Origin of the sequence: Streptomyces sp. A1136 (assembly GCF_004795055.1) — a bacterium.
In the GTDB taxonomy this organism is placed as follows: domain Bacteria; phylum Actinomycetota; class Actinomycetes; order Streptomycetales; family Streptomycetaceae; genus Streptomyces.
In genome coordinates this window covers 108,426-131,618 of the sequence record NZ_SSBJ01000005.1, presented here as the reverse complement: position 1 = coordinate 131,618, position 23,193 = coordinate 108,426, and the positions used below count along the sequence as shown (strand labels likewise).

Genomic DNA, 23,193 nt, shown 5'->3' with positions numbered 1-23,193 from the left:
CCGTGTCTGTCGTCAGGGTCGTCGTCAGGGTCCGCCCGGCCCGGCCGGGGCCGAGGACCGTTCACCGGGCCGCGCCGGGCCCGGCAGGGCGGGGCGGGGCCCGGGTTCCGGAGCCAGCACGATGACCGAGTCCTCGGCCCCGAAGGACACGCGCTCGCGTTTGTCCGGGTTGAGCCGCACACCGTAGGAGGGACCGAGCGCGCTGTCCTCCTGGAGCCGGTACCCGATGACGCACTGCCCCCGCCGTCGCCCGGACTCCACCACCGTGGCGAAGGTGACGGGCCGCCCGCCTCGGACGAACTGCGTCGCGGGGGCCAGGTGCAGGCCGGGACCGTGGGCCGCGAACAGGGTCTCGAAGACGTCGGCGAGGGCGCGGTTCTCGGCGATCTGGGTCATCAGGAGACTGACGAGACGGCCGCCGACGATGAAGTCCGCACCGGCGCGGGCCGGGGCGAGCAGCCTGTTGCGGTCGTCCCTCATCTCGGTCACCACGGCCAGTTCGCGGCCCGAGGCCTCCTCCAGCGCCCGCAGGTGCAGCAGTGTCACCAGGGTCCGGTCGTCCCCGCAGAGCGCGCCCGCCGTCCCGTCCGCGGCGTCGTACCCGAGGACGATCACCCGGTCGAACGACAGGACACCCGACTGCTCCAGCACCCGCGGGTCGGTGATGTCCCCGTCGTGCACCCGGACCCGCAGCCGTCGCGCCGACCGTCCCCGGTGATCGGCCTCCCGGAGCGCCTCCCCGCCCTGCGCCACGACGGTCAGCACCGAACCGTGCGGCACGCTCAGGTCCAACTGGTCCAGGATCAGCGGGGCGCGCCGGTTCCAACCCAACAGCAGGACGTGCTCCGGCGTCTCGGTCACCGGATCGGGCAGCACGATCGCGTCCTCGTCGACGACGAGCGGCCGCTCCACCGGCACCGCCGTGTCGTCGTCCTCGGTGATGAGGATGACGCGGTCCTCGGCGGCCGGCACGGTGTCGGGCGCGGGGCACAGGTCGACGGCGCCGCAGGACCGCAGGACGCCGACGACGCTGGACGTGGCGTACGACAGGAGCAACTCCCCGAAGGTGCGCCCGACGAGGGCCGGTTCGCGGACCGTGTAGAACTCGTCCCCGGCGAAGTCCAGCAGTTCCTGGTGGACGAGCGACAGCCCGGGTTGCCGGGACGTCCGCGCGATCAGCCGGGCGGTGACCTCCTCGATGTTCAGCACCCGCCCGTGGCGCCCCGCGGCCAACCGCGCGGCGAGGTGGTGGCGGCCGTCGCGGACCGCCGCCACCACCGTGGGCCTGCCGCGTCCGCGTACGGCCGCCTCCAGGGAGAGCAGCGTCTTCACCACGTGCGCGTCCCCCTCCTCGCCCTCGTGGGTGAGGACCAGCACCGACCGCGCGGTCTCCGGGCTGACCAGGGCGATCACCGCGGGATCGGTGGTCACCCCGTTCCGACAGATCAGCCGGGTGCGACCGAGCCGGCCGATCGCCGTGGCGATCTCGTCCTCCATCTCCGCCTTGTCCTTCGGTCCGAGGACGGCGACGACGGCCCTGCGCTGGTTGGAGTTGGCGACGACCAGTTCGGAGACGATGGGGAAGACCTGGTCGGACCAGCCGAGCAGCACCGTGTGCCCCTCCTCCAGCACCGTCGACCGGCCGCGCCGCAGCGCCAGGACCTTGTCGTTGAGGCCGGTGGTGATCAGGCTGACGAGAGTGGAGACGAACAGCAGCGCGACCAGGGCCAGCACGACCGAGAACAGCACGTACAGCGGGTTCCCGACGGCGCCGCCGATCTTCAGGGTCTGACCGACGCTGACCCAGATCGCGACGAGCCGGCCGGGCCAGCCGCGCGGGGCGCCGGGGTCGGCCCAGACCAGCGCCGCGCTGGCGGGGACGACGATGGCCAGGCACACCAGCGTGAGCCAGCCGATCAGCACGGACGTCCCGCGGGCCATGACGGTGTCGAACCGGTACCGGACACGGGGCCACCCGGGGCCGCCGCGCTGTCGTGCCGTCCTGCGATCGGTCAACCGGGGTCCTTCGGGCAGCTCGCGACGGTTCGAACGGGAAGGGCGCCGGCCGCGGGTCGTCGGTGGTGTGTACATGCGCCACGCTAGTCGGCCCGAGGCGCCACGAAGGCGAGGGATGTTCCGGTTCCACCCATCGTGTGAGCATTCGGCGCTGTTTGCTAGTGCCCCGAGCGGTGTGAAGGCCGCGTCGGCCCGGGGGCCCGACGCCCGAAGGCGTCGGCCCCCGGGCCGCTTCCGACCAGCCCGGGTCCCTACTGCCCCACGCGCGCTCCCGCCCGGGTGCGGCGGCGCAGGGCCGGGGCGGGGGCGGCGGCCGGCGAGGTCGCCGCGAGCAGGGCCGCCAGTTTCGCCGGGGTCGGGTGACGGAAGACCTCCCGGATGGTCAGCTCCCGGCCCAGCTCCGCCCGCACCCGGTTGACCAGCCGGACCGCGAGCAGCGAATGCCCGCCCGCCTTGAAGAAGTTCGCGTCGGGGGTGACGCGCCCGTTCTCCAACACCTCCGCGAACAGCCGCAGTACGGCGGTGGTCAGGCCCTCGTCCGGCGCCGTCGGCTCCGGACGCGCCGCGGCGGCGGGGAGGTGGACCGCGGACGGCACCGCGTACTCCGGCAGCCGCTCCGCCGCCCAGGCCTGGAGTTCCGCCTCCGTCACGGCCCCCTCGGCGTGGGCGACCAAACGGCCGTCCACCGCCTCGGCCCGCGCCCCGGTCACCGCCGGGTGCCGCGACAGCACCGCCGCCACGTGCGCCGGATCGACCCGGTAGCCCCCGATCAGGGGCCGCGCCACCGGCCGCCGGTCGGCCGGGGCGGACAGGTCCCCGATCCTCAGCGACGGGTCGGCCGCGAACAGGTCCAGGGCCGCCACCAGCAGCTCCGCCAGTCGCCGCGCGCCCGAGGGACCGTAGAGGTCGGTCGCGTACTCCAGGACCCCGGACATCCCGCCGTGCGGGTTCTCCGTCAGCGCGAAGGTGAGGTCCGACTTGGCCGAGCCGGCCCGGTACGTCAGTACCTCGCCGGCCAGCGGACCGGCGTCGCCGGCCGCGGCCGGACCCGCCTGGTCGACCTGGAGCACGACCTGCACCAGCGCCTCGTGGGCGGCCGAGCGGTGCGGGTTGAGGTACTCCACCAGCCGGTCGAAGGGCAGGTCCTGGTGCTCGTACGCGGCCAGGTCCGCCTCCCGCACCCGGCCCAGGAGCTCCGCGAACGCCGGGTCGCCGGAGGTGTCGGTACGCAACACCAGGGTGTTCACGAAGAAGCCGACCAGCCCCGACAGAGCCTCGTCGGCCCGTCCCGCGACCGCCGTGCCCACCGCGAGGTCGGTGCCCGCGCCGAGCCGGGTCAGCGCGGCGACCAGCGCCGCCTGCACCACCATGAACAGGGTGGCGCCGTGCGCGTGCGCCACCCGGACCAGCCGCCGGTGGGTGTCCGGGGTCACCGCGAAACCGGTGACCGCGCCCCGGCCCGAGGGCTCGGCCGGCCGCTCCCGCTCCGTCGGCAGGTCGATCAGGGGCGGCAGGCCGGCCAGGGCGCGCTCCCAGTGGCCGAACTCCCTCTCGGTGGGCAGGGCGCGCTGCCACAGCGCGTAGTCGGCGTACTGGACCGGCAGCGGCTCCCAGCCCGGTGCGCCCCCGGCGAGCCGGGCCTCGTAGGCCGCCGCCAGGTCCGCGAGGAGCGGACCCGTCGACCAGCCGTCCGCCGCGATGTGGTGCAACAGCAGCACCAGCGTCTGCGGACCGTCCCCCTCGGGCAGGAACAACCAGGCGCGGAAGGGGAGTTCGCGGCCGAGGTCGAAGCGGTACCCGGCCGCCGCGTCGACGGCCGCCGTCACGTCCGCCGGCCGGGCCAGCTCCAACTGGGGTCGGGCGCCGGCGAGCACTTCCTGGTACGGCTCCCCGCCCTCGGCGCCGTACACGGTGCGCAGCACCTCGTGCCGGGCGGCCACGTCGGCCAGCGCCCCGGCGAGCGCCGCCGGGTCCAGTGGCCGCTCCAACCGCCGCACCAGTGCGATGTTGTAGGTGGCGGAGGGCCCCTCCAACTGGTCCGTGAACCAGAGCCGGCGCTGCGCGTACGACAGCGGGACGCGCTCGGGCCGCCGCTCCGGCGGTACCGGCGCGGGCGCGGGCCGCGCCGGCCCCGCGAGGGAGCCGAGCCGGCGGTGCAGGGCGGCCGGCGTGGGGGCCAGGAACAGGTCCCGGATGCCCGCCTCGACGCCCAGCACCGACCGGACGCGGTTGACGAGCTTGCTGGCGAGCAGGGAGTGCCCGCCGGCCTTGAAGAAGTTCTCCGCGGGGCCGACCCGGTCCCGGCCGAGCACCTCCGCGAAGAGGCCGCACAGGATCTCCTCGCGCGGGGAGAGCCCCGCCGTGCCGTGCGCCGGCTCCGGGGCCGGCCCGGAGGTCGCCGCGGCCGCGGCGGCGAGCCGGGTCCGCCGCTCGGCGATCCCCTGCCGCTCCTCCCGCGAAAGCAGCCCCAGCTCGCCGAGCCGGACGTCCGGGGAGGCGGCGAAGGCGCCCAGCGCCCGCACGTACACCTCCAGCAGCAGCCGCGCGGTGGACGCGTCGAACAGGTCCTCGGAGTACTGGACGTACACGTCCATCCCGCCGGTGCCCCCGTCCGCCTCCCGGCGCTCCGCGCAGTGGAAGCTCAGGTCGAACTTCGCGGCGCCCAGGTCGGTGCTCGTGGCCCGCCCGGCGAGCGGCCCCAGCCGCACCGCGTCGCCCGCGGCCTCCTGCACGGTCAGCATCACCTGGAAGAAGGGGTGCTCCCCGAGGGTGCGCCCGCCGTCCTCGGACAGGTGTTCCACCAGCAGGTCGAACGGCAGGTCCTGGTGGTCGAAGGCCGCGAGGTCGGCGTCACGGACCCGCTCGACCAGCTCGCCGACCGCCGGGTCGCCCGACAGATCCGCCCGCAGGACGAGGGAGTTGACGAAGCAGCCGACCAGCTCGTGCAGATCCTGGTCGGGCCGGCCGGCCACCGGTGTCCCGATCGCCAGGTCCGTGCCGGCGCCCGCGGCCGACAGGGCCGCCGCCAGGGCGGAGCGCGCCACCATGAACAGGCTCGCCCGACGGGTGCGGGCCAGCGCCGCGAGCCCCCGGTGTGCCACCGCGTCGAGCCGGGCCGTCAGGGTGGCGCCCCGCCCCGAGGGTTCGGCGGGACGCGGCCGGTCGGCCGGCAGCGCGGTACGGGTGGGCATCCCGTCCAGCGCCGTCTTCCAGTGGTCCAGCAGCGCGGACGGGTCGGCCAGCAGTTCGGCCTGCCACAGCGCGTAGTCGGCGTACTGCACCGGCAGCGGGCGCCACCGCGGTGACCGGCCCGCGCACCGGGCCTCGTACGCCTCGCCCAGATCCCGCAGCAGCGGTGCCAGGGACCATCCGTCGGTGGCGATGTGGTGGACGAGCAGGACCAGCACGCAGGTGCCGTCGCCCGGAAGGAACAGCCGGGCCCGCAGCGGGGTCCGCGCCGCCAGGTCGAAGGTTTCCCGGCCGAAGCGGGCCACCCGCTCCTCCAGGTCGGCGGGGGTGCACTCGACGGTCTCCAGCGACTCGGTCGGGGCGTCCAGGACCCGCTGGTACGGTTGCCCGCCCTCGGCCTCGTACACGGTGCGCAGCACCTCGTGCCGCTCCGCGACATCGGCCAGCGCGGCGCGGAGGGCCTCCCGCCCCGGGACGCCGTCCAGGCGCAGCACCAGCGGTGCGTTGTACGTGGCCGAGGGGCCCTCGATGCGGCCCACCAGCCACAGCGCGCGCTGCGCGGCGGACAGCGGGACGCGTTCCGGCCGGTCCGGCGCCGCGCCGAGCGCGGGCCGGGACGCCGACACCGGGCCCCGCTCCGCCAGGCGCCGGTGCAGGGCCGAGGGGGTCGGGGCGAGGAACAGGTCACGGATGCCGAGTTCCAGGCCGAGGGCGCCCCTGACGCGGTTGACCAGCTTGCCCGCGAGGAGGGAATGCCCGCCGTTGCGGAAGAAGTTGGCGTCGGCGGCCAGCTCGTCGCGGCCCAGCACCTCCGCGAACAACCCACACAGGATCTCCTCGCGGGGCGACAGGACGTCCCGCCGCGCGGGCGCCGGCGTGCCGGTCTCCGGGCGGGGCGCGGCGGCCGTCCGGGCGGGCCGCCGGGCCAGGGCGGCCGACGCCTCGGCCCCCGGCAGCCCCAGCTCCCCGAGCCGGCGCAGCGGGTCGGCGGCGAAGCCCTCCAGGGTCCGGACGTAGACCTCCAGCAGCAGCCGGGCCGTCGCCTCGTCGAAGAGGTCGGACGCGTACTGGAGGGAGATCCCCATCCCGTCCGGACGGCCGTCCGCCGTGTGCCGTTCGGCGCAATACCACGTGAGGTCGAACTTCGCGCAGTCCAGGCCGACGTCCGAGAGACGGGCGCCGACACCGCCACCGAGCGCGACCTCTCCGGCCGCCTCGCCGCCGGCCTCCACGGTGAGCATCACCTGGAAGAACGGGTGGTGCCCCAGCGCCCGCTCGGGGGCCAGGTGTTCCACCAACAGGTCGAAGGGGAGCTCCTGCTGCTCGAACGCCGCCAGGTCCGCGTCCCGGACCCGCCCCACCAGCTCCCCGACGGACGGGTCCCCCGACAGATCGGTGCGCAGGGCGAGGGAGTTGACGAAGAACCCGACCAGGTCGTACAGGTCCTCGTCCGGGCGCCCGGCGACCGGAGCGCCGATCACCACGTCCTCGCCCGCCCCGCAGGAGGACAGCGCGGCCGCCAACGCCGCACGCGCCACCATGGTCAGGCTCGCCCGCCACCCGCGGGCGAGGGCGAGCAGCCCGCCGTGCGCCGCCGCGTCGAGCCGCCCGGTCACCAGGGCCCCCCGGCCCGTGGGCTCGGCGGGCCGCGGCCGGTCGGCGGGCAGGTCGATCACCGCCGGAGCGCCGGCCAGGGCGTCCCGCCAGTGGTCGAGCTGTTCCCGGGCCAGGCTGTCCGGCTCGGCGGGGTCCCCGAGCAGCTCGTTCTGCCACAGGGTGTAGTCCGTGTACTGCACGGGCAGCGGCTCCCAGTCGGGGGCCCGCCCGCCCAGCCGGGCTTCGTAGGCCAAGGCCAGGTCGCGCAGCAGAGGACGGACGGACAGCCCGTCCGTGGCCACGTGATGGATCAACAGGACGAGGACCGGCTTCCCGTCGCCGGAGTCGAACAACCTTGCCCGCAGCGGCGGTTCGGCGGTGATGTCGATCGTCTCGCGGACGAACGCGGCCACGGCCGTGTCCCGTTCGGCCGCCGCGCACCGCACCGACACGAGTCCCGGCACGGCGGACGTGCCCAGTACCCGCTGGTACGGCTCCGCGTCCGCGCCGGCGGACAGGACGGTACGCAGCACCTCGTGCCGCTCCACCACGTCGGCGAGGGCCGCTCCGAGGGCGACGGCGTCCGGCTCCGCGTCGAGGCGCAGGACGACGGGGGCGTTGTAGGCGGCGGACGGGCCGTGCAGCCTGCCCAGGAACCACAGCCGCCGTTGGGCAAACGACAACGGGATCACGGTCATGTCCTCATCCGTCCTGGCGCACGGCGGCCGCGGCGGCGGTCGCCTCCACGAGGGTGTCGATGTGGGCGGCGAGGTCCCGCAGGCGGGGGTTGGCGTACACGGCCTTCACCGGGAGCGCGACGCGCAACTCGGCGCGGACCCGCGACACCAGCTTGATGGCGAGCAGCGAATGGCCGCCCAGTTTGAAGAAGTTGTCGTCCGGGCCGATCCGCGAGGCACCCAGGACGCTCGCCCAGACTGCGGCGATCAGCTCCTGCGAGCGGGTCATGCCCGCGGCCGCCGCGTCGGCGGGCTCGCCCACCGGGGTCGGCGCCGGGTCGGGCAGCGCGGCCCGGTCCAGCTTGCCGTTGGTGGTGGTGGGGAAGCGGTCCAGGGCCACGAAGGCCGCCGGGACCATGTAGGCGGGGAGCGCGCCGGCCAGCCGGGAGCGCAGCTCGGACGCGATGACGGAGCCGCGGTGGTAGGCGACCAGGCCGGGCGCGCCGTGGACGTCGTCCCGCAGTACGACCGCGGCCTCGGAGATCTCCGGCATCGCCGTCAACGCCGCCTCGATCTCGGGGAGTTCGATCCGGTGACCGCGCAGCTTCACCTGCCCGTCGGCCCGGCCCAGATAGGCCAGCCGGCCGCCGGGCAGGAGCCGTACGAGGTCACCCGTGCGGTACATCCGGCCGCCGTACGCGGCGCCCTCCCCGGAGTCCGCCACGAACCGCTCCGCCGTCAGCCCCGGGCGACGCCGGTAGCCGCGGCCCACCCGCGGGCCCGCCAGGTACAGCTCACCGCTCCCGCCCTCGACCACCGGGCGCAGCCCCTCGTCCAGCACCCGCATGCGCAGGCCCGGCAGGACGCTCCCGATGTGCGGCGCGTCGGCCCGGTCGACCCAGGCCGCCGTGGAGTCGACGGTGCACTCGGTGGGCCCGTACAGGTTGACCGTGCGCAGCACCCCCCGCGCGCCGCGCTCGCCGAGCCGCCGCCACAGCGCCGGGCTGATCGCCTCGCCCCCCACCAGCAGCGTCAGCGGGCGCGGGCCTCCGTCGGCGGTCAGCAGGTCGAGCAGCGGGTCGGCGTGCGAGGGCGTGATGTCCAGGTCGGTCAGGGCCCGCTCGTCGATCAGGGCGGCGAGCAGCGCGGGGTCCGCACGGGTCTCGTCGTCGATCATCACCAGCGTGTCGCCACGGCACACGCGCACCCACTGCTGTACGGAGGCGTCGAAGGACGGCGAGGCGTTCCAGCCGACCCTGCCCCCGTCGCCCACGGCGATGCCCGCGCCCTCCAACTCGGCGAGCAGCGCCGAGGCCGCGGCCCGGCCGATCTCGACGCCCTTGGGCCGGCCCGTGGAGCCGGAGGTGTAGATGACGTACGCGAGGGTGTCACCGGTCACCGGCACCGGGGCGAAGCAGCGCTCCCGGCCGTCCGGCGCGCTCAGCTCGGCCACCGGCACGACCGCCACACCCGGCGCGGGCGGTCCGTCTGCCGCGTCCGCGACGACCACCAGGTCCGCGCCCGAGTCCTCCACCAGGTAACGACGTCGTTCGGCGGGCAGCTTCGGGTCCACGGGCAGATAGGCGGCCCCCGCGGCCAGGGTGCCGATCAGCGCGGAGACCAGCGCGGCACCCCGGGGCAGGCACAGCGCGACCACGCTCTCCGGACCGATACCGCGGGCGGCGAGCCGCCCGGCGAAGCGCATCGCCTCCGCGCGCAGTTCGGCGAAGGTCAGTTCACGGTCCCCGGCCACGACGGCGGTGCGGGCGGCGGGCGCCAGCGCGAGGCGGGCCAGCAGGTCGGCGGGGGCGTCCGGCCCCTCGAAGGTACGGGGACGCTCGGGAAGCACGGCGGTCATGGTGGTCACTCCCCGACGAAAACGGTGGTGGACGGCCGGGTCTGCGGGGCGCAGTCGGCCAGCGCGACCGGCTCGCCCATCGCGACGAGGATCTTGCGGTCGCCCTTGTAGGCCTCGCGGCCGTGCGCGCTCAGGATGTTGTCCACGAGCATCAGGTCGCCCTGCTGCCAGGTCTCCCGTACGGTGACCCGGTCGTAGACGGCGTTGATCGCGTCGACCTCGGCGTCGGTGAGTCGGGAGCCGTCGCCCAGGTAGGTGTTGAACGGCAGGCCGTCCTCGCCGTACGTCTCCACGAGCACCTCGCGGATGTCCGGGTCCAGGGTGCGGCTGTTCCAGAAGGCGAAGTGGTTGAACCAGGTCTTCTCCCCGGTCACCGGGTGCGTGACGATCGCGGAGCGGCGCTGGCGGGTGATCATCGAGTCGTCCTCGTCGACCCATTCGTAGCCGACCGTGTTCTCCTCGCAGTACGCCTCGGCGACGGCCTTGTCCTGCGTCGCGAACGTCTTGTACCAGGGCAGCCCGGCCAGCTCCGAGTAGTTGCGCACGAGCAGCCAACCGGCCCGCGCGAAGCGTTCCACCAGCTCCGGCGGCAACAGACGCAGCGCCTCGCGCATGTCGCCGACGGTGGTCGCGCCGCCCTCCTCGGGGGCGATCACGCAGCCGAAGAGGAGCACGCCCGGGAAGTCGAGGGTGTAGCTGTTCTCGTTGTGGAGCCGGATCGGCTGCACCGCCGGCAGGTCGGTGGAGGAGAACACGCCCTCGCCGAAGTCGGTGCGCGGGGTGGCCTTCTCCTTGTAGCCGGCGCGCCGCTCGATCAGGGCGTCCCGGGCCGCGGCGAAGGAGGCGGCGTCCTCGACGGGCAGCCCCCGCAGCAGGACGGCGCCGCTGCGGTGCAACTCGGCCTGGATGTCGACCCGGTGGGCGGTGAGCCAGGCGATGGCGGAGGCGAGGTCGGCGCCGGCCGGGGTCCGGACGACGACGGGCTTGCCGGGCTCGCGCACCGGGTCGAAGCCGGTCGTGAGGGGTGCGTCAGCGAACGTGGTCATGAGAAGTTCCTTAGACGGTGCGGAGTCGGGAAAGTGGCGAGCGGCCCGGACGAGGGGCTCAGGCGGCGGCGGTGGCGGGCGCGCCGACCACCTCGGCCAGCACGGCGAAGAAGTCGGGCAGCTGCTGCTGGAAGTAGAAGTGGCCGCCGGGAAGGACGTACGAGGCGAACGCGTGGTCGGTGATCTGCGCCCAGCGGCCCAGGGAGGCGGCCGGCGCGACCGGGTCGGCGTCCCCGCCGATCACCGTCACCGGGCAGTCCACCCGGGCGGAGGACTCCTCGCACCGGTAGACGTCGTCGATGGCGAAGTCCGCGCGAATGGAGGGCAGGATGATCTCGCGCAGCTCCGGCTCGTCGAGGATGCCGTCGTCGGTACCGCCGCGCTGCTTGATGGCGGCCACCAGCCCGTCGTCGTCGAGCCGCTCCGGGTACACGGCGCACGGGTTGGCGAGGTAGGGGGCCCGGCAGGCGGAGGCCACCAGCGCCCGGGGGGTGCGGCCCGACGCCTGGAGGGCCCGTACGACCTCGAACGCCACCAGCGAACCCATGCTGTGTCCGAGGACCACCAGGTCGTCGGTGGTCCCGGCGGGCAGGGCGGCCACGACGGGTCCGGCCAGGTCGGCGATGTCACGCGGCAGATCCTCGGCGAAACGGGCGCCGCGACCCGGGTACTGGCCGATGAGCAGCCGTACGTCAGCCGGGAGGTACGCGCGCCATTCGGCGTAGGCGTGGGCGTTGCCGCCGGCGTGCGGGAGGACGAGCAGCGAGGTCCGCTGCGGGCCCTCGCCCGGCAGGTCCCAGACCACGTCGTCGGGTGCGGGTGTGGCGTCGGGGTACTGGTCGTGGCTCATGAGGAACTCCGTTCCTGGTCGGGGGTGCGGCGGCGCAGCGCCGGCCTGGCCCGCCGGGGCGCCGCGGGCGCCGACGCGCGCAGCGTCTCGATGCGCCGGGCGAGGGTGGCGGGTGTGGGGTGCCGGAAGACGTCGCGGAGGGTGAGGGTGACGCCGAGGGTGGTGGAGATGCGGTTGGTGAGGCGGGCGGCGAGGAGTGAGTGGCCGCCGTGGTCGAAGAAGCTGTCGTCGATCGAGAGCGCGGCCGAGGTGTTCAGCGCTTCCGTGAAGTACGTGTGGACCTGCTGCTCCAGCGGGGTGCGCGGAGTGCGTCCGCCCGCCTTCAACACCGCCTGCGGGGCGGGGAGGGCCCGCTTGTCGATCTTCCCGTTGGGGGTCAGCGGCAGCCGGTCGAGCCGGACGACGAAGGCCGGGACCATGTGGTCGGGCAGCAGGGTGCGCAGCCACAGGCGCACGTCCTGGGGGGAGAGCTCCGGGTCCGTGGCGACCACGTACGCGCTGAGCTGCGGGGTGTTGTGGTGGTCGAGGTGGGTCGACAGGGTGGCTTGGGTGATGTGGGGGTGGGTGGTGAGGGTGGTTTCGATTTCGGTGGGTTCGATGCGGAAGCCGCGGATTTTGATTTGGGTGTCGGTGCGGCCGGTGTAGTGGAGGTTGCCTTGGGTGTCCCAGTGGGCTTGGTCGCCGGTGCGGTAGAGGCGGGTGCCGGGGGGTCCGTAGGGGTTGGGGAGGAAGTGGGTTGCGGTGGTGGTGGGTTGGGTGTGGTAGCCGTGGGCGAGGCCGTGGCCGGTGAGGTAGAGCTCGCCGGTGGTGCCGGGGGGTGTGGGTTTGAGGTGGGTGTCGAGGATGTAGGCGTGTTTGTTGGTGAGGGGGCGGCCGATGGGGACGGTGGTCGGTACGTCGTTCGCGTTGTTGGTGGGTTGGATGGTGTGGGTGGTGGTGAAGCCCATGGATTCGGCGGGGCCGTAGCCGTTGGTGATGGTGAGGTGGGGGTGGGTGTGGTGGAGGTGGTGGATGTGGGTGGGGGAGGCGGGTTCGCCGCCGGTGTAGACGATGCGGGTGGTGGTGAAGGTGTCGGGGTGTTCGTCGGTGAGGTAGTTGAAGAGGCTGGAGGAGAGTTGGAGCATGGTGACGGCGTGTTGTTGGGCGAGTCGGGCGATGAGGGCGGGTTCGGGTCGTTGTCCGGGTTGGAGGACGGTGGTTCCGCCGTGGAGGAGTGCTCCCCAGAATTCGAGGCTGAAGGCGTCCCAGGAGACGGGTGAGCATTGGAGGAAGGTTTCGTCGGGGCCGAAGGTGGCGTAGGTCTGGGCGGTGAGGGTGGAGACCAGGTTTCGGTGGGAGGAGAGGATGCCCTTGGGTTTTCCGGTGGAGCCGGAGGTGAACATGACGCAGGCGGTGTCGTCGGGGGACAGTGGGATGTGGAGGTTGTCCGGGTTCCGGCCGGCGATGGTGTCTTTTTCTGTGTCTGTCGTCACGGTCGGCCAGGGGCCGTTGATGCGGGTGTGGTGGGTGGTGTCGGTGATGAGGACGGCGAGTGCGGCGTCTTGGGCGGTGGTGGTGAGGCGGGTGTCGGGGAACTCGGGGTCCAGGAGTGCGTAGCCGGCGCCGGTTTTGGTGACGGCGAGGATGGCGATGGTGAAGTCGATGCCTCGGTCGAGGAGGATTCCGGCGAGGTCGCCGCGGCGTAGGCCGGTTGCGGTGAGGTGTCGGGCGAGGCGGTTGGCGTGGGTGTTGAGTTCGGCGTAGGAGAGTTCGCGTCCTTCGAAGACGACGGCTCGGGCGTGGGGGTGGAGGCGGACTTGTTCCTCGAAGCGGTCCGTCAGGGTGTGTTCCCCGATCTCGTGGCGGACGCCGGTCCACTCCTCCAACACCTGTCGCCGCTCGACCTCACCCAACAACTCGATCTCTGACAAGGCGAGTTCCGGACCGGCCACCACCTGCTCCAGCGTCCGCCGCACCATGGAGACGATCCGCTCCACGGTGGCGTGCTCGTACAGGTCCGAGCTGTACAGCACCGCCCCGGTCAGGCCGGCGTCCTCCTGCGCGTGCAGCAGGAACTCCAAGTCGAACTTCACCGCTCCCGTCGCCAGCGGCTCCGCGGCGCCGGCCCGCACACCCACGAGCTCCGGTTCGACCGCGGGGCCGGACTCCAGCGCGAGACAGACCTGGAACAGCGGGTGCCGCGCCAGGGAACGGACCGGGTTGACCGCCTCCAGCACGAGATCGAACGGGGCGTCCTGATGCGCGAACGCGTCCAGGTCGGTGGCCCGGACCCGGGACAGCAGATCCCGGAAGGTGGGGTTGCCGGAGGTGTCGGTCCGCAAGACGAGCGTGTTGACGAAGAAGCCGACCAGGTCGGACAGGGCCTCGTCCGAGCGTCCGGCCACGGGCGACCCCAGGGGGATGTCGGTGCCGCCCCCGAGCCTGGTCAATGTCGCCGCCAGCGCCGCCTGGAGCACCATGAAGGGCGTACAACGCTCAGCCCGTGCCAGCTCGCGCACCCGCTTGAGCAACTCGGTGCCGAAGTCCACCCGGACGACTCCGCCGCGCCCGCCGGCGACGGGTGGCCGCGGCCGGTCGTGGATCAGGCCCAGTTCCTCCGGCACACCGTCCAGCGCGGTCTTCCAGTAACCGAGCTGCTCCTCCAGCGCCGGCCCTTCGAGCGCGGCGCGCTGCCACAGGGCGTAGTCGGCGTAGTCGACGGCCAGAGGGGGGAAGTCGGGAGCGTCACCGGCGACCCGGGCGGCGTAGGCCGACGACAGATCGGCGAACAGGGGGCGCAGGGACTGCCCGTCGGTGGCTATGTGGTGGAGCAGGACGAGAAGGGTGTGGCGGTCCGCGCCCGACCGGAACAGCGTGACCCGAAGCGGCAGTTCGCCGGCCAGGTCGAAGGGGTGCCCGGCGGCCGCGAGCAGCTCGGCGTCGAGGGCCTCGGGCGTGACACCGCGCACCTCGAACCAGGGCGCCTCGGTCGGCGGTGCGACGACCTGGTAGGGGGCGCCGTCGTCCACGAAGGCGAATCGGGTCCGAAGCGGCTCGTGGCGCGCCACGACGTCACCGAAGGCGGCGCGCAGCGCGGCCACGTCCAGCGCCCCCTCCAGGCGGACGGCCATCGGGACGTTGTACGAGCTGCCGCCTCCCGAGAGTCCGGCCACCAGCCACAGGCGCTGCTGGGCGAAGGACAGCGGAAGTGCCTCGGGGCGGCTCTCCGCCCGGGTGAGGGGGGCGAGCGCCGGCCGGCCGGAGCACTCGGTGATCCGGCGGGCGAGGGTGGCGGGTGTGGGGTGCCGGAAGACGTCGCGGAGGGTGAGGGTGACGCCGAGGGTGGTGGAGATGCGGTTGGTGAGGCGGGCGGCGAGGAGTGAGTGGCCGCCGTGGTCGTAGAAGCTGTCGTCGATCGAGAGCGGGGCGGGCGAGTCGAGCACCTCGCTCACGAGGGTGCGGACGATCTCTTCCAGCTCCGTACGGGGTTGACGGCCGGCGGCGATGAGCGGTGCCTCGACGGCCGGCAGGGCCCGCTTGTCGATCTTTCCGTTCGCGGTCAGCGGGAGCCGGTCGAGGACCGCGAACTGCGCGGGAACCATGTGCTCGGGCAGCCGCTCGCGGAGCCAGCGGCGCAGGACGTCCGGGCTCGGTGCGGAACCGGGCGTCGCGACGACGTACGCCGTCAGGTGCGTGTCGTGGACCAGGGTGGCTTGGGTGATGTGGGGGTGGGTGGTGAGGGTGGTTTCGATTTCGGTGGGTTCGATGCGGAAGCCGCGGATTTTGATTTGGGTGTCGGTGCGGCCGGTGTAGTGGAGGTTGCCTTGGGTGTCCCAGTGGGCTTGGTCGCCGGTGCGGTAGAGGCGGGTGCCGGGGGGTCCGTAGGGGTTGGGGAGGAAGTGGGTTGCGGTGGTGGTGGGTTGGGTGTGGTAGCCGTGGGCGAGGCCGTGGCCGGTGAGGTAGAGCTCGCCGGTGGTGCCGGGGGGTGTGGGTTTGAGGTGGGTGTCGAGGATGTAGGCGTGTTTGTTGGTGAGGGGGCGGCCGATGGGGACGGTGGTCGGTACGTCGTTCGCGTTGTTGGTGGGTTGGATGGTGTGGGTGGTGGTGAAGCCCATGGATTCGGCGGGGCCGTAGCCGTTGGTGATGGTGAGGTGGGGGTGGGTGTGGTGGAGGTGGTGGATGTGGGTGGGGGAGGCGGGTTCGCCGCCGGTGTAGACGATGCGGGTGGTGGTGAAGGTGTCGGGGTGTTCGTCGGTGAGGTAGTTGAAGAGGCTGGAGGAGAGTTGGAGCATGGTGACGGCGTGTTGTTGGGCGAGTCGGGCGATGAGGGCGGGTTCGGGTCGTTGTCCGGGTTGGAGGACGGTGGTTCCGCCGTGGAGGAGTGCTCCCCAGAATTCGAGGCTGAAGGCGTCCCAGGAGACGGGTGAGCATTGGAGGAAGGTTTCGTCGGGGCCGAAGGTGGCGTAGGTCTGGGCGGTGAGGGTGGAGACCAGGTTTCGGTGGGAGGAGAGGATGCCCTTGGGTTTTCCGGTGGAGCCGGAGGTGAACATGACGCAGGCGGTGTCGTCGGGGGACAGTGGGATGTGGAGGTTGTCCGGGTTCCGGCCGGCGATGGTGTCTTTTTCTGTGTCTGTCGTCACGGTCGGCCAGGGGCCGTTGATGCGGGTGTGGTGGGTGGTGTCGGTGATGAGGACGGCGAGTGCGGCGTCTTGGGCGGTGGTGGTGAGGCGGGTGTCGGGGAACTCGGGGTCCAGGAGTGCGTAGCCGGCGCCGGTTTTGGTGACGGCGAGGATGGCGATGGTGAAGTCGATGCCTCGGTCGAGGAGGATTCCGGCGAGGTCGCCGCGGCGTAGGCCGGTTGCGGTGAGGTGTCGGGCGAGGCGGTTGGCGTGGGTGTTGAGTTCGGCGTAGGAGAGTTCGCGTCCTTCGAAGACGACGGCTCGGGCGTGGGGGTGGAGGCGGACTTGTTCCTCGAAGCGGTCCGTCAGGGTGTGTTCCCCGATCTCGTGGCGGACGCCGGTCCACTCCTCCAACACCTGTCGCCGCTCGACCTCACCCAACAACTCGATCTCGTGCAAAGGACGGTCGAACTGATCGAGGACCTCTTCCGCGAACCGTACGAACCGGTCCTGGTGGCTCGCGACCGCCGTGATGTCGCATACCTCCGGCGCCGCGTCGAAGTCGACGCGCAGGCCACCCTCCGGCCCGAGGTCGTAGACGCCCACCGCCAAGTCCTCCACCGGACCGTTGCTCAAGTTGTGCTGCGTGGTGGGGAAACCGCAGAACCGCATGCCGGGCGTGAACGCCATGATGTTCACCAGCGGCGACGTGATCCGCCGCTCGGTCTCCGCCAGGCCCAGGTCGCGGCAGACGTCCTCGTACCGCGTCCGCTGGTGGCGCAGGCCCTGCCGGGTCTCCGCGACCGCCGAGGCCAGCAGCCCGGCCGGCGTCGCGTCCGCGCCGACCCGCAGCCGCAGCGGTACGACGTTCGACAGCATCCCCGGCGTGCGGCGGGCGAGCTCGGTACGGCGGCCGGTCACCGGAAGGCCGAGTGCCAGCTCGGGGCTTGCGCTGACCCGGTGCACATAAGCCGCCACGAGCGCGATCACCAGTATCGTCCACGGCGCTCGGTGCGCACGCGCCACTTCCTTCAACCGGTCCGCACGCGCCGGGTCCAACACGACGGTGCGCCGGACGAAGGGCAGCTCACCGGGGGCCGGCCGGCCGGTCCGTCCCTCCGCGAGGCGGGGAGTGGGCGCAAGCCCGGCGAGGTGGGTCGCCCAGTGCGCACGGTCCTGCGCCCCCTCGGGCGAGGACCGGTACGCGTCGTCTTCCGCCAGCACGTCGGCCAGCGCCCCGAAGGGACTCGGCCCCCACGGCTCCCCCGCCGAGGCCCGCTCGTACAACTCCACCAGGCGCTGGTCGAGCAGCGCCACGCCCATGCCGTCGATAGCCAGGTGGTGGAAGGCGTGGAAGTAGAACCACCGTTCCTCGCCCGCCGCGGTCGTACCCGCCCTGATCAGGACGTGCCGGGTCAGCCAGCCCGCCGCCAGGTCGAAGGGCCGGGCCAGTTCGCTCCGCATCCAGGCGTGCGCCGCCGCGGCCGGGTCCTCCTCGCCGCTGAGGTCGAGCAGCCGTAGCGACCGGTCGCCGGGCTCCGCCCACAGCTCCTGCCACAGGCCGCCGTCCTCGTCCGATCCGGTGCCCCGGATGCGCAGGACGTCCGCCTCGCGGGCCAGTCGGTCCCAGCAGCGGGCCAAGAGCCCCGGATCGAGCGCCCCCGAGATCTCCCGGTATTCACCGATGTTGTAGCGGCAGCCCGAGGTGTCGAGGCCGTGCGCCATCCAGATGTCGCGCTGCGCCGCCGACAGGGGGAGCCGCACAGCGGCCGGCCGGTGCGCGGTGCCCTGCGGGGACGCGGAGGGGGACATGCGGAGGCTCCTCGGGATCGTTGCTGCGGCGGGGTCAAGAGGCGGAGAGGTCGAGACGCGGAGAGGTCGGGAGGGGAAGAGGCGGGGAGGGGGTGTGGCGGGCGGGTCCTGACCGCGGCCCTCCTTGGGGCCGTACCTCATCCAACCCGCGGGCCGTCGGCCCCGGCGGCAGTTGCTCCGGCACTCCGGAAGCAGTTCACGCACGGGAGGCAGTCACGGCCCGCCCCCGGCACACCGCCCGCACCAGCCCGAGGACGCGGAACCGGGAGCCGCCGCCCTCGTGGGTGGCCCTGACGGCTCCGGCCAGCAGCAGCTCCCGCAGCATCCGTCCGCACTCGGGCAGGCTCCGCCCGGTCAGCGCGGTGATGTCGGCGAGCTCGAACCCGCTGCCCGGGCCTTCGCACAGGGCGCCCAGCAGCGCGGACGCGTCCTCGGGCAACCGGTCGAGCCGCAGGCAAAGCGTCCTGCGGAAGTCCTCCGCCCCTTCACCCCCGCCGAGGTGGTCGAGCAGCGCCGTCGGGTCCGCGTCGAGGCTGTGGCACAGGGCCGCGAGGTCGCACACCACCAGCCAGGACGCCGCGGCGGCCAAGGCCCCCGGATGCCCGTCGAGGCCGCGGCACACCCGTGCCGCGTACCGCAGGTCGGCCGCCCCCGGGACGAACTCCGGGCGCGTCCGGCGCAGATGCCCGAGGAAGACCCGTACGGCGGCCGGCGCCGAGGCGGGCTCGCCGGGGCCCTCGTCGGCGTCCTCGGCCGGAACCTCCAGCGGGGACAACAGGAAGATCCGCTCGCCGGGTATCCGCCACGGCTGCTCGGAGGTGACGAGCAGGCGCAGTCCCGGACAGGCGCGCAGGAGCCCGGTGAGCCGGTCGAACCGCGGCGCCCCGGCCGGTGCCCCGTCCAGCACCAGCAACACGGGTCGCTCGCCCAGCAGTTCGGCAAGATCGGCCGCCGGGTCGCCGCCGCCGTCCGTCGGCCCTTCGGGCGAGGTCGGGCACAACGCGGAGACCGCCGCGCCGACCCGCTCCGACCAGGGTCCCTCGTCCGGGCCGAGATGGTCGCGGCTCGCTCCCCGGAACGTGTGCCACAGCGCCGGCATCCCGGTCGCGTGCAGCCGGTCGGCGACCGCCAGCGCCAACCGCGTCTTGCCCATCCCCGTCAACCCCACGACGTGGACCAGCCGTTCGGATCCAGATGCCAACTCACCTGTCAGCACCGCGAGTTCCGCCTCCCGTCCCACCATCGCGTGCAGAGCGGTCGGCGGTGCGGGAGGTTCGGCCAGGCAGTGCGCGCCGGCCCGGCCCTGCTGGGCCGCGGTCTCCAGCGCCGTTCGGGCCCGGGGCCCCAGCCGCAGGGCGTCGGCCATCAGCCGGACCGTGTCGGTGCGGGGGCGTCTCGCCTTGCCCTGCTCCAAGTCGCGGATGGCCCGCACGCTGATCGTGGAGAGGTCGGCCAGTTCCCGCTGGGTGAGTCCGATCCTCAGCCGGTGCGCCCGTATCAGGGCCCCCACCTGCGAGGACCCGGGCGCTGTCGGTGTGGTCGCGGTCGCTGTCGGCACGGGCTCCGTCGGCGCGGGCTCGGTGGCTCTGGTCAGGGGCATGGCGTGCAACTGCGCGGTCATGGGCGCTCCCGGCGAAGACGGTGGGGGAACGGCGGGGCCTGAGCGGACGTGGCCTGGTTCCTGTTCCCATCGTCGGCAGCGCGCTATCCCTCGGGCATCGCGCTGCGGACGCCGGCCGCTATCACCTCCGGCATCCCCCTATCCCGGCGCGAGCGGCGCACGAGCGGCCCGTGATAACGCGGCGATAGGAGCGGGGCCGGTCCGGGGATTCCGGCTGTTCCTACGTTGGTGTCCAGAAAGAACGAAGCGCCCCGGACGGCCGGAGCGCACCGACGGAAGGAACCGACATGAGCCTCACCCACGCTCTGCGCGCCGCCCTGGTCACCGCCGCCATCGCCGGGGCCGCCGTGCTCGGCACGCAGGTCGCCCAGGCCGACAACGGCTCCACCGCGCCGGCCGGCACGACCGGCGTGACCGCCCCCCAGGCCACGCCGTCGCCCACCGCCACCGGCCAGACCAACCCCTGGGACTGACACCCGCCAGGCGGTCGTCAGACCCCGGCGGCGGTCTCCGTCGCCGGTGCGCGCACCACGATCGTCCGGGTGCCCAGCATCCGCTCGGCCTCATCGAGTTCGGGCTGCATCCGCCGCTCGCGGAAGGCCCGTACGGCACTCTCCAGCAGCTCCCGCGAGCGTGAGCGCTCGCCGGCCCCGCCGCTCGCCGCCAGCAGCCGGGCCAGATCCAGTCGGATCACCGCGGCTCCGCCCAGGTCCATGATCTGCTCCCGCACCGACAGCGCCTGGGCGTAGAAGCCCCGCGCCGCCTCGCCCCGGCCCATCTCGGCGTGCGCGGCGCCCAGATCCCGCAGCAGATGGCCCTCGCCTATCACGTCCCCGCTGTCCCGACACAGCTCCAGCACCTCGGTGAACGTCCTTACGGCGTGCTCGTGCTCACCCTGGGCCTGCTGCAACTGCCCCGCCCGGCGAAGGGTCCTGGCCTGACCGCCGGTGTAACCCACCGAACGGTAGATGCCGAGGGCCTCGTCCAGCCGGCTCTGGGCGGTCGCCGTCTGTCCGCGCCGCATCCAGATCTGCGCGCTCTGCGTCAGCACGATGGCCCGGCCCACCACGTCGCCGACCCGGTCGAAATCCCGCAGCGCCCGGTCGTACAACGACAGCGCCGACTCCTCGTCGCCCCGCATCCGCTCCAGCAGCGCCAGGTCCCGGTGACACAGGGCGAGCCCCTGGCGGTCGTCCAGTTCCCGGAACAGTCCCAGCGCCGAGGTCAGTGACGCGTGGGACTCCGCCAGCTGGCTGCGGCCGAGGTACAGCACGCCGAGCGAGCCGAGCAGGGCCGCCGTGCCGCGCGTGTTGCCGGCCGCCCGGACGGCGGCCAGGGCGAGTTCGTGCGTCCGCTCCCACTCGTCGAAGTATCCGCGCCCCTCGAACAAGGTCGTCAGGGTCGTCGCCAGGTCCCAGCACAGCTCGTGCATCTCCTGTTCGGCGGCTTGCTCGACGGCCTGGACCAGGTTCGACTGCTCGCTGTCGAGCCACTCCAGCGGGTCCACCAGCAGTTCGTCCACGCAGCTCGCCGGCGGCTCCCAACGCGGAGCGCTGCCGTGCAGGACGGTGAAGTCGCCACCGTAGATGCGCCGGTGGGCCTGCTCGGCCAGGGACATCCACCCGCCCAGCATCCGGCCGAGGGCCTGCGACTGCGCCGCCGGCTCGTCGTGGGCGGCGAGCTGCTCGCGCGCGAACACCCGGATGATCTCGTGGAAGCGGTAGCGGAACCCGCCCGTGGACTCGACACCGACGACGTCCAGCATCTGTACGTCGACCAGTGGTTCCAGCAGGTCGGAGGGGAAGGGGCGCCGGTCGTCGAGCAGGGCCCCGGCCAGCCAGCCGGGCAGCGTCGGCCCCTTCGCCAGACTCAGCAGCCGCAGCAGTCGCCGGTCCTCCGGCGCCAGCCCGTCATGGGTGAGGCAGAGGCTGGCCCGCATCGTCATCTCGCCGTGGGTGAGCTCGTCGAGCCGGTGCCGCTCATTGGCGAGGCGGTGCACCATGGACGCCAGCGTCCAGTGCGGGCGCGCCGCCAGCCGGGCCGCGACGATCCGCAGGGCGAGCGGCAGGCCGCCCACGGTCCGGATCAGCGCCTGCGCCGCCACCTCCTCGCACCGCACGCGCTCCGCGCCGACGACGCGGGCCAGCAGTTCCAGGGCGTGCTCGGTGCTCATGACGTCCAGCTCGACGCGGTGCGCCCCGGGCAGGCCGGTCAGCCGGACCCGGCTGGTGACGAGAACGGCGCACCGGTTGCTGCCGGGCAGCAGAGGCCGGATCTGGCTCTCGGAGGCGGCGTCGTCGAGCACGACCAGGACGCGGCGCGAGGCCAACAGGGTGCGGTACATCTCGGCCCGCTCGTCCTGCGAGTCGGGGATCACGGGTCCGGGGATGCCGAGCGCCCGCAGGAACCGGCCGAGGACCTCGGTTGAGGTGGCCGGGGTCCCGGTGCCGCGCAGGTCGCAGTACAACTGCCCGTCCGGGAAGCCGGTCTCGCTGAGACGGTGCGCGATATGGGTGGCCAGGGTGGACTTGCCGGTGCCGGGCTTGCCGACGATGACCGCCAGCCCGACCGCCCGGCGGCCGCCCCCGCCCAGCAGGGTTTGCCCGATGTGGCCTATCTGTTCCTCGTCGCCCACGAAGTCCGAGGTGTCGGCGGGAAGTTGCCGGGGGACCTCCTCGCGGTACGGGGAGCCCGCGGCCGGCGCGCCGGCGGCGGGAGCGGAAGCGCGGCCGTCGGGTCTCTCCCCGCCGCGCCGCGTCGCGGAGCCGTCGTCGACCGGGCCGGCGGCAGCCGCCGCGCCCCTGCCCGCGTCCCCGTATCCGTCCGTGTCACCCGTACCCGTGGCCCCGACCCGGGCCCCGCCGGCGGCGCCACCGGCCGCGCCGGGGCCCGTACCGGCGGGGGTGGAACCGTAGCCGCCGCCCGTCCCGGCCGCCGTGACCGGCGGGACCTCGCCCGACAGGATCGCGGATTCCAGGCGGCGCAGCTCCGCCCCCGGCTCCAGCCCGAGTTCCTCCACCAGCAGCTCGCGCCCGACCCGGTAGCTCTCCAGGGCTTCCGCCTGGCGGCCCGAACGGTACAGCGCCAGCATCAACTGCCCGCGCAGACGCTCCCGCAGCGGGTGCACCCGTACCAGCAGCTGTATTTCCCCCACCAGTTGGTGGTGTCGACCCAGGGCCAGCTCCAGGTCGATCCGGGTCTCCGCCGCCGTCAGCCGTTCCTCGTCCAGTTGCAGCGCCTTGCTGCGCAGCGTCTCGCTCGACACCCCGCTCAGGCAGTCGCCCTGCCACAACTCCCCGGCCGAACGGAGGAGTTCGGCGGACTCGGCCATCGCCCCCTGGCGGCCGAGGGCCCGTGCGTCCGCGACGTGGCGTGCGAACACCGCCGCGTCCACCAGGTCACCCTCGGTCTTGAGGACGTATCCGGGGGGCCGGGTCGTGATGGCCGCCGCGATCGCCGCCTTCGAGAAGAGCTTGCGCAGGCGGGACACGCAGATCTGCACCTGGGTGCGTGCGGTGTCCGGCGGCTCGTCGTCCCAGATCAGGTCCACCAGGTAGTCGGTGCTGACCACCCGGTTCGTCTCCAGCAGCAGCGCGGCGAGGATGACCTCCTGCCGACCCGGCGGTATGCGCACCGGTCCGCTCTGACCGGCGACCTGTAAGGGACCGAGGATTCGGAAAACCACCGCGTCCAAGGGGTCGGCTACGTCGCCGGGCGAAACGGTCATGAGTCTCCCAGCTGGGGGAACGCCAGAGGAACGGTGGAGCGGGAGGGTCAGTCTCCCCGAACACCTCTACGGTTGTCCATGGTGTGGAGATTTCGTGATCGTAAACCGAGGGTGAGCCGCCGCTCACGCACCGCCGGCCGTCGCCCGCGGCCCCGCGACGCGCCGGTCAGCGGCCCGCGCGCGGTGATAGGGCGGGGATAGCC

General features: G+C 73.4%; 9 protein-coding genes. 1 reads left to right on the top strand and 8 read right to left on the bottom strand.

Annotation, left to right across the window (positions count from 1 at the left end; translation table 11 throughout):
• Positions 1-24: 24 nt before the first annotated feature.
• The 7 genes from E6R62_RS06795 to E6R62_RS06760 all read right to left on the bottom strand — a co-directional run bounded on the left by E6R62_RS06795 (position 25) and on the right by E6R62_RS06760 (position 19,263).
• Positions 25-2,016: an NAD-binding lipoprotein gene (locus E6R62_RS06795; protein WP_306432409.1), complete on the bottom strand. Its 1,992-nt coding sequence runs from the start codon at positions 2,014-2,016 to the stop codon at positions 25-27.
• A gap of 251 nt (positions 2,017-2,267) precedes the next feature.
• Positions 2,268-7,499 carry a condensation domain-containing protein gene (locus E6R62_RS06790; protein ID WP_206308668.1) on the bottom strand — a complete coding sequence of 1,744 codons (5,232 nt, stop codon included), beginning with the start codon at positions 7,497-7,499 and terminating at the stop codon, positions 2,268-2,270.
• Positions 7,500-7,503: 4 nt separating this feature from the next.
• Positions 7,504-9,336 carry a non-ribosomal peptide synthetase gene (locus tag E6R62_RS06780; RefSeq protein ID WP_136212379.1) on the bottom strand — a complete coding sequence of 611 codons (1,833 nt, stop codon included), beginning with the start codon at positions 9,334-9,336 and terminating at the stop codon, positions 7,504-7,506.
• A 5-nt stretch (positions 9,337-9,341) separates the two neighbouring features.
• Entirely contained in the window at positions 9,342-10,382 is a 1,041-nt protein-coding gene (locus tag E6R62_RS06775) for a TauD/TfdA family dioxygenase (protein WP_136212378.1), read from the bottom strand.
• A gap of 58 nt (positions 10,383-10,440) precedes the next feature.
• Positions 10,441-11,232 carry a thioesterase II family protein gene (locus E6R62_RS06770; protein ID WP_136212377.1) on the bottom strand — a complete coding sequence of 264 codons (792 nt, stop codon included), beginning with the start codon at positions 11,230-11,232 and terminating at the stop codon, positions 10,441-10,443.
• Positions 11,229-17,642, bottom strand: a complete 6,414-nt coding sequence (locus E6R62_RS06765; RefSeq protein ID WP_168713989.1) for a non-ribosomal peptide synthetase — start codon at positions 17,640-17,642, stop codon at positions 11,229-11,231. The genes E6R62_RS06770 and E6R62_RS06765 overlap by 4 nt, the downstream gene beginning before the upstream one ends.
• A 196-nt stretch (positions 17,643-17,838) precedes the next feature.
• Positions 17,839-19,263, bottom strand: a complete 1,425-nt coding sequence (locus E6R62_RS06760; protein ID WP_240801515.1) for a helix-turn-helix domain-containing protein — start codon at positions 19,261-19,263, stop codon at positions 17,839-17,841.
• A gap of 287 nt (positions 19,264-19,550) precedes the next feature.
• Between E6R62_RS06760 and E6R62_RS06755 the strand changes: the two genes are divergently transcribed.
• A complete protein-coding gene (locus E6R62_RS06755) occupies positions 19,551-19,736 on the top strand; it encodes a hypothetical protein (RefSeq protein WP_136212375.1) in 186 nt (61 codons plus the stop codon).
• Positions 19,737-19,753: 17 nt separating this feature from the next.
• On the opposite strand, the gene E6R62_RS06750 is transcribed toward E6R62_RS06755, so the two are convergent.
• The gene (locus E6R62_RS06750; RefSeq protein WP_206308667.1) at positions 19,754-22,990 is read right to left on the bottom strand and encodes an AfsR/SARP family transcriptional regulator; all 3,237 of its coding nucleotides are present in this window, start codon (positions 22,988-22,990) and stop codon (positions 19,754-19,756) included.
• Positions 22,991-23,193 lie beyond the last annotated feature (203 nt).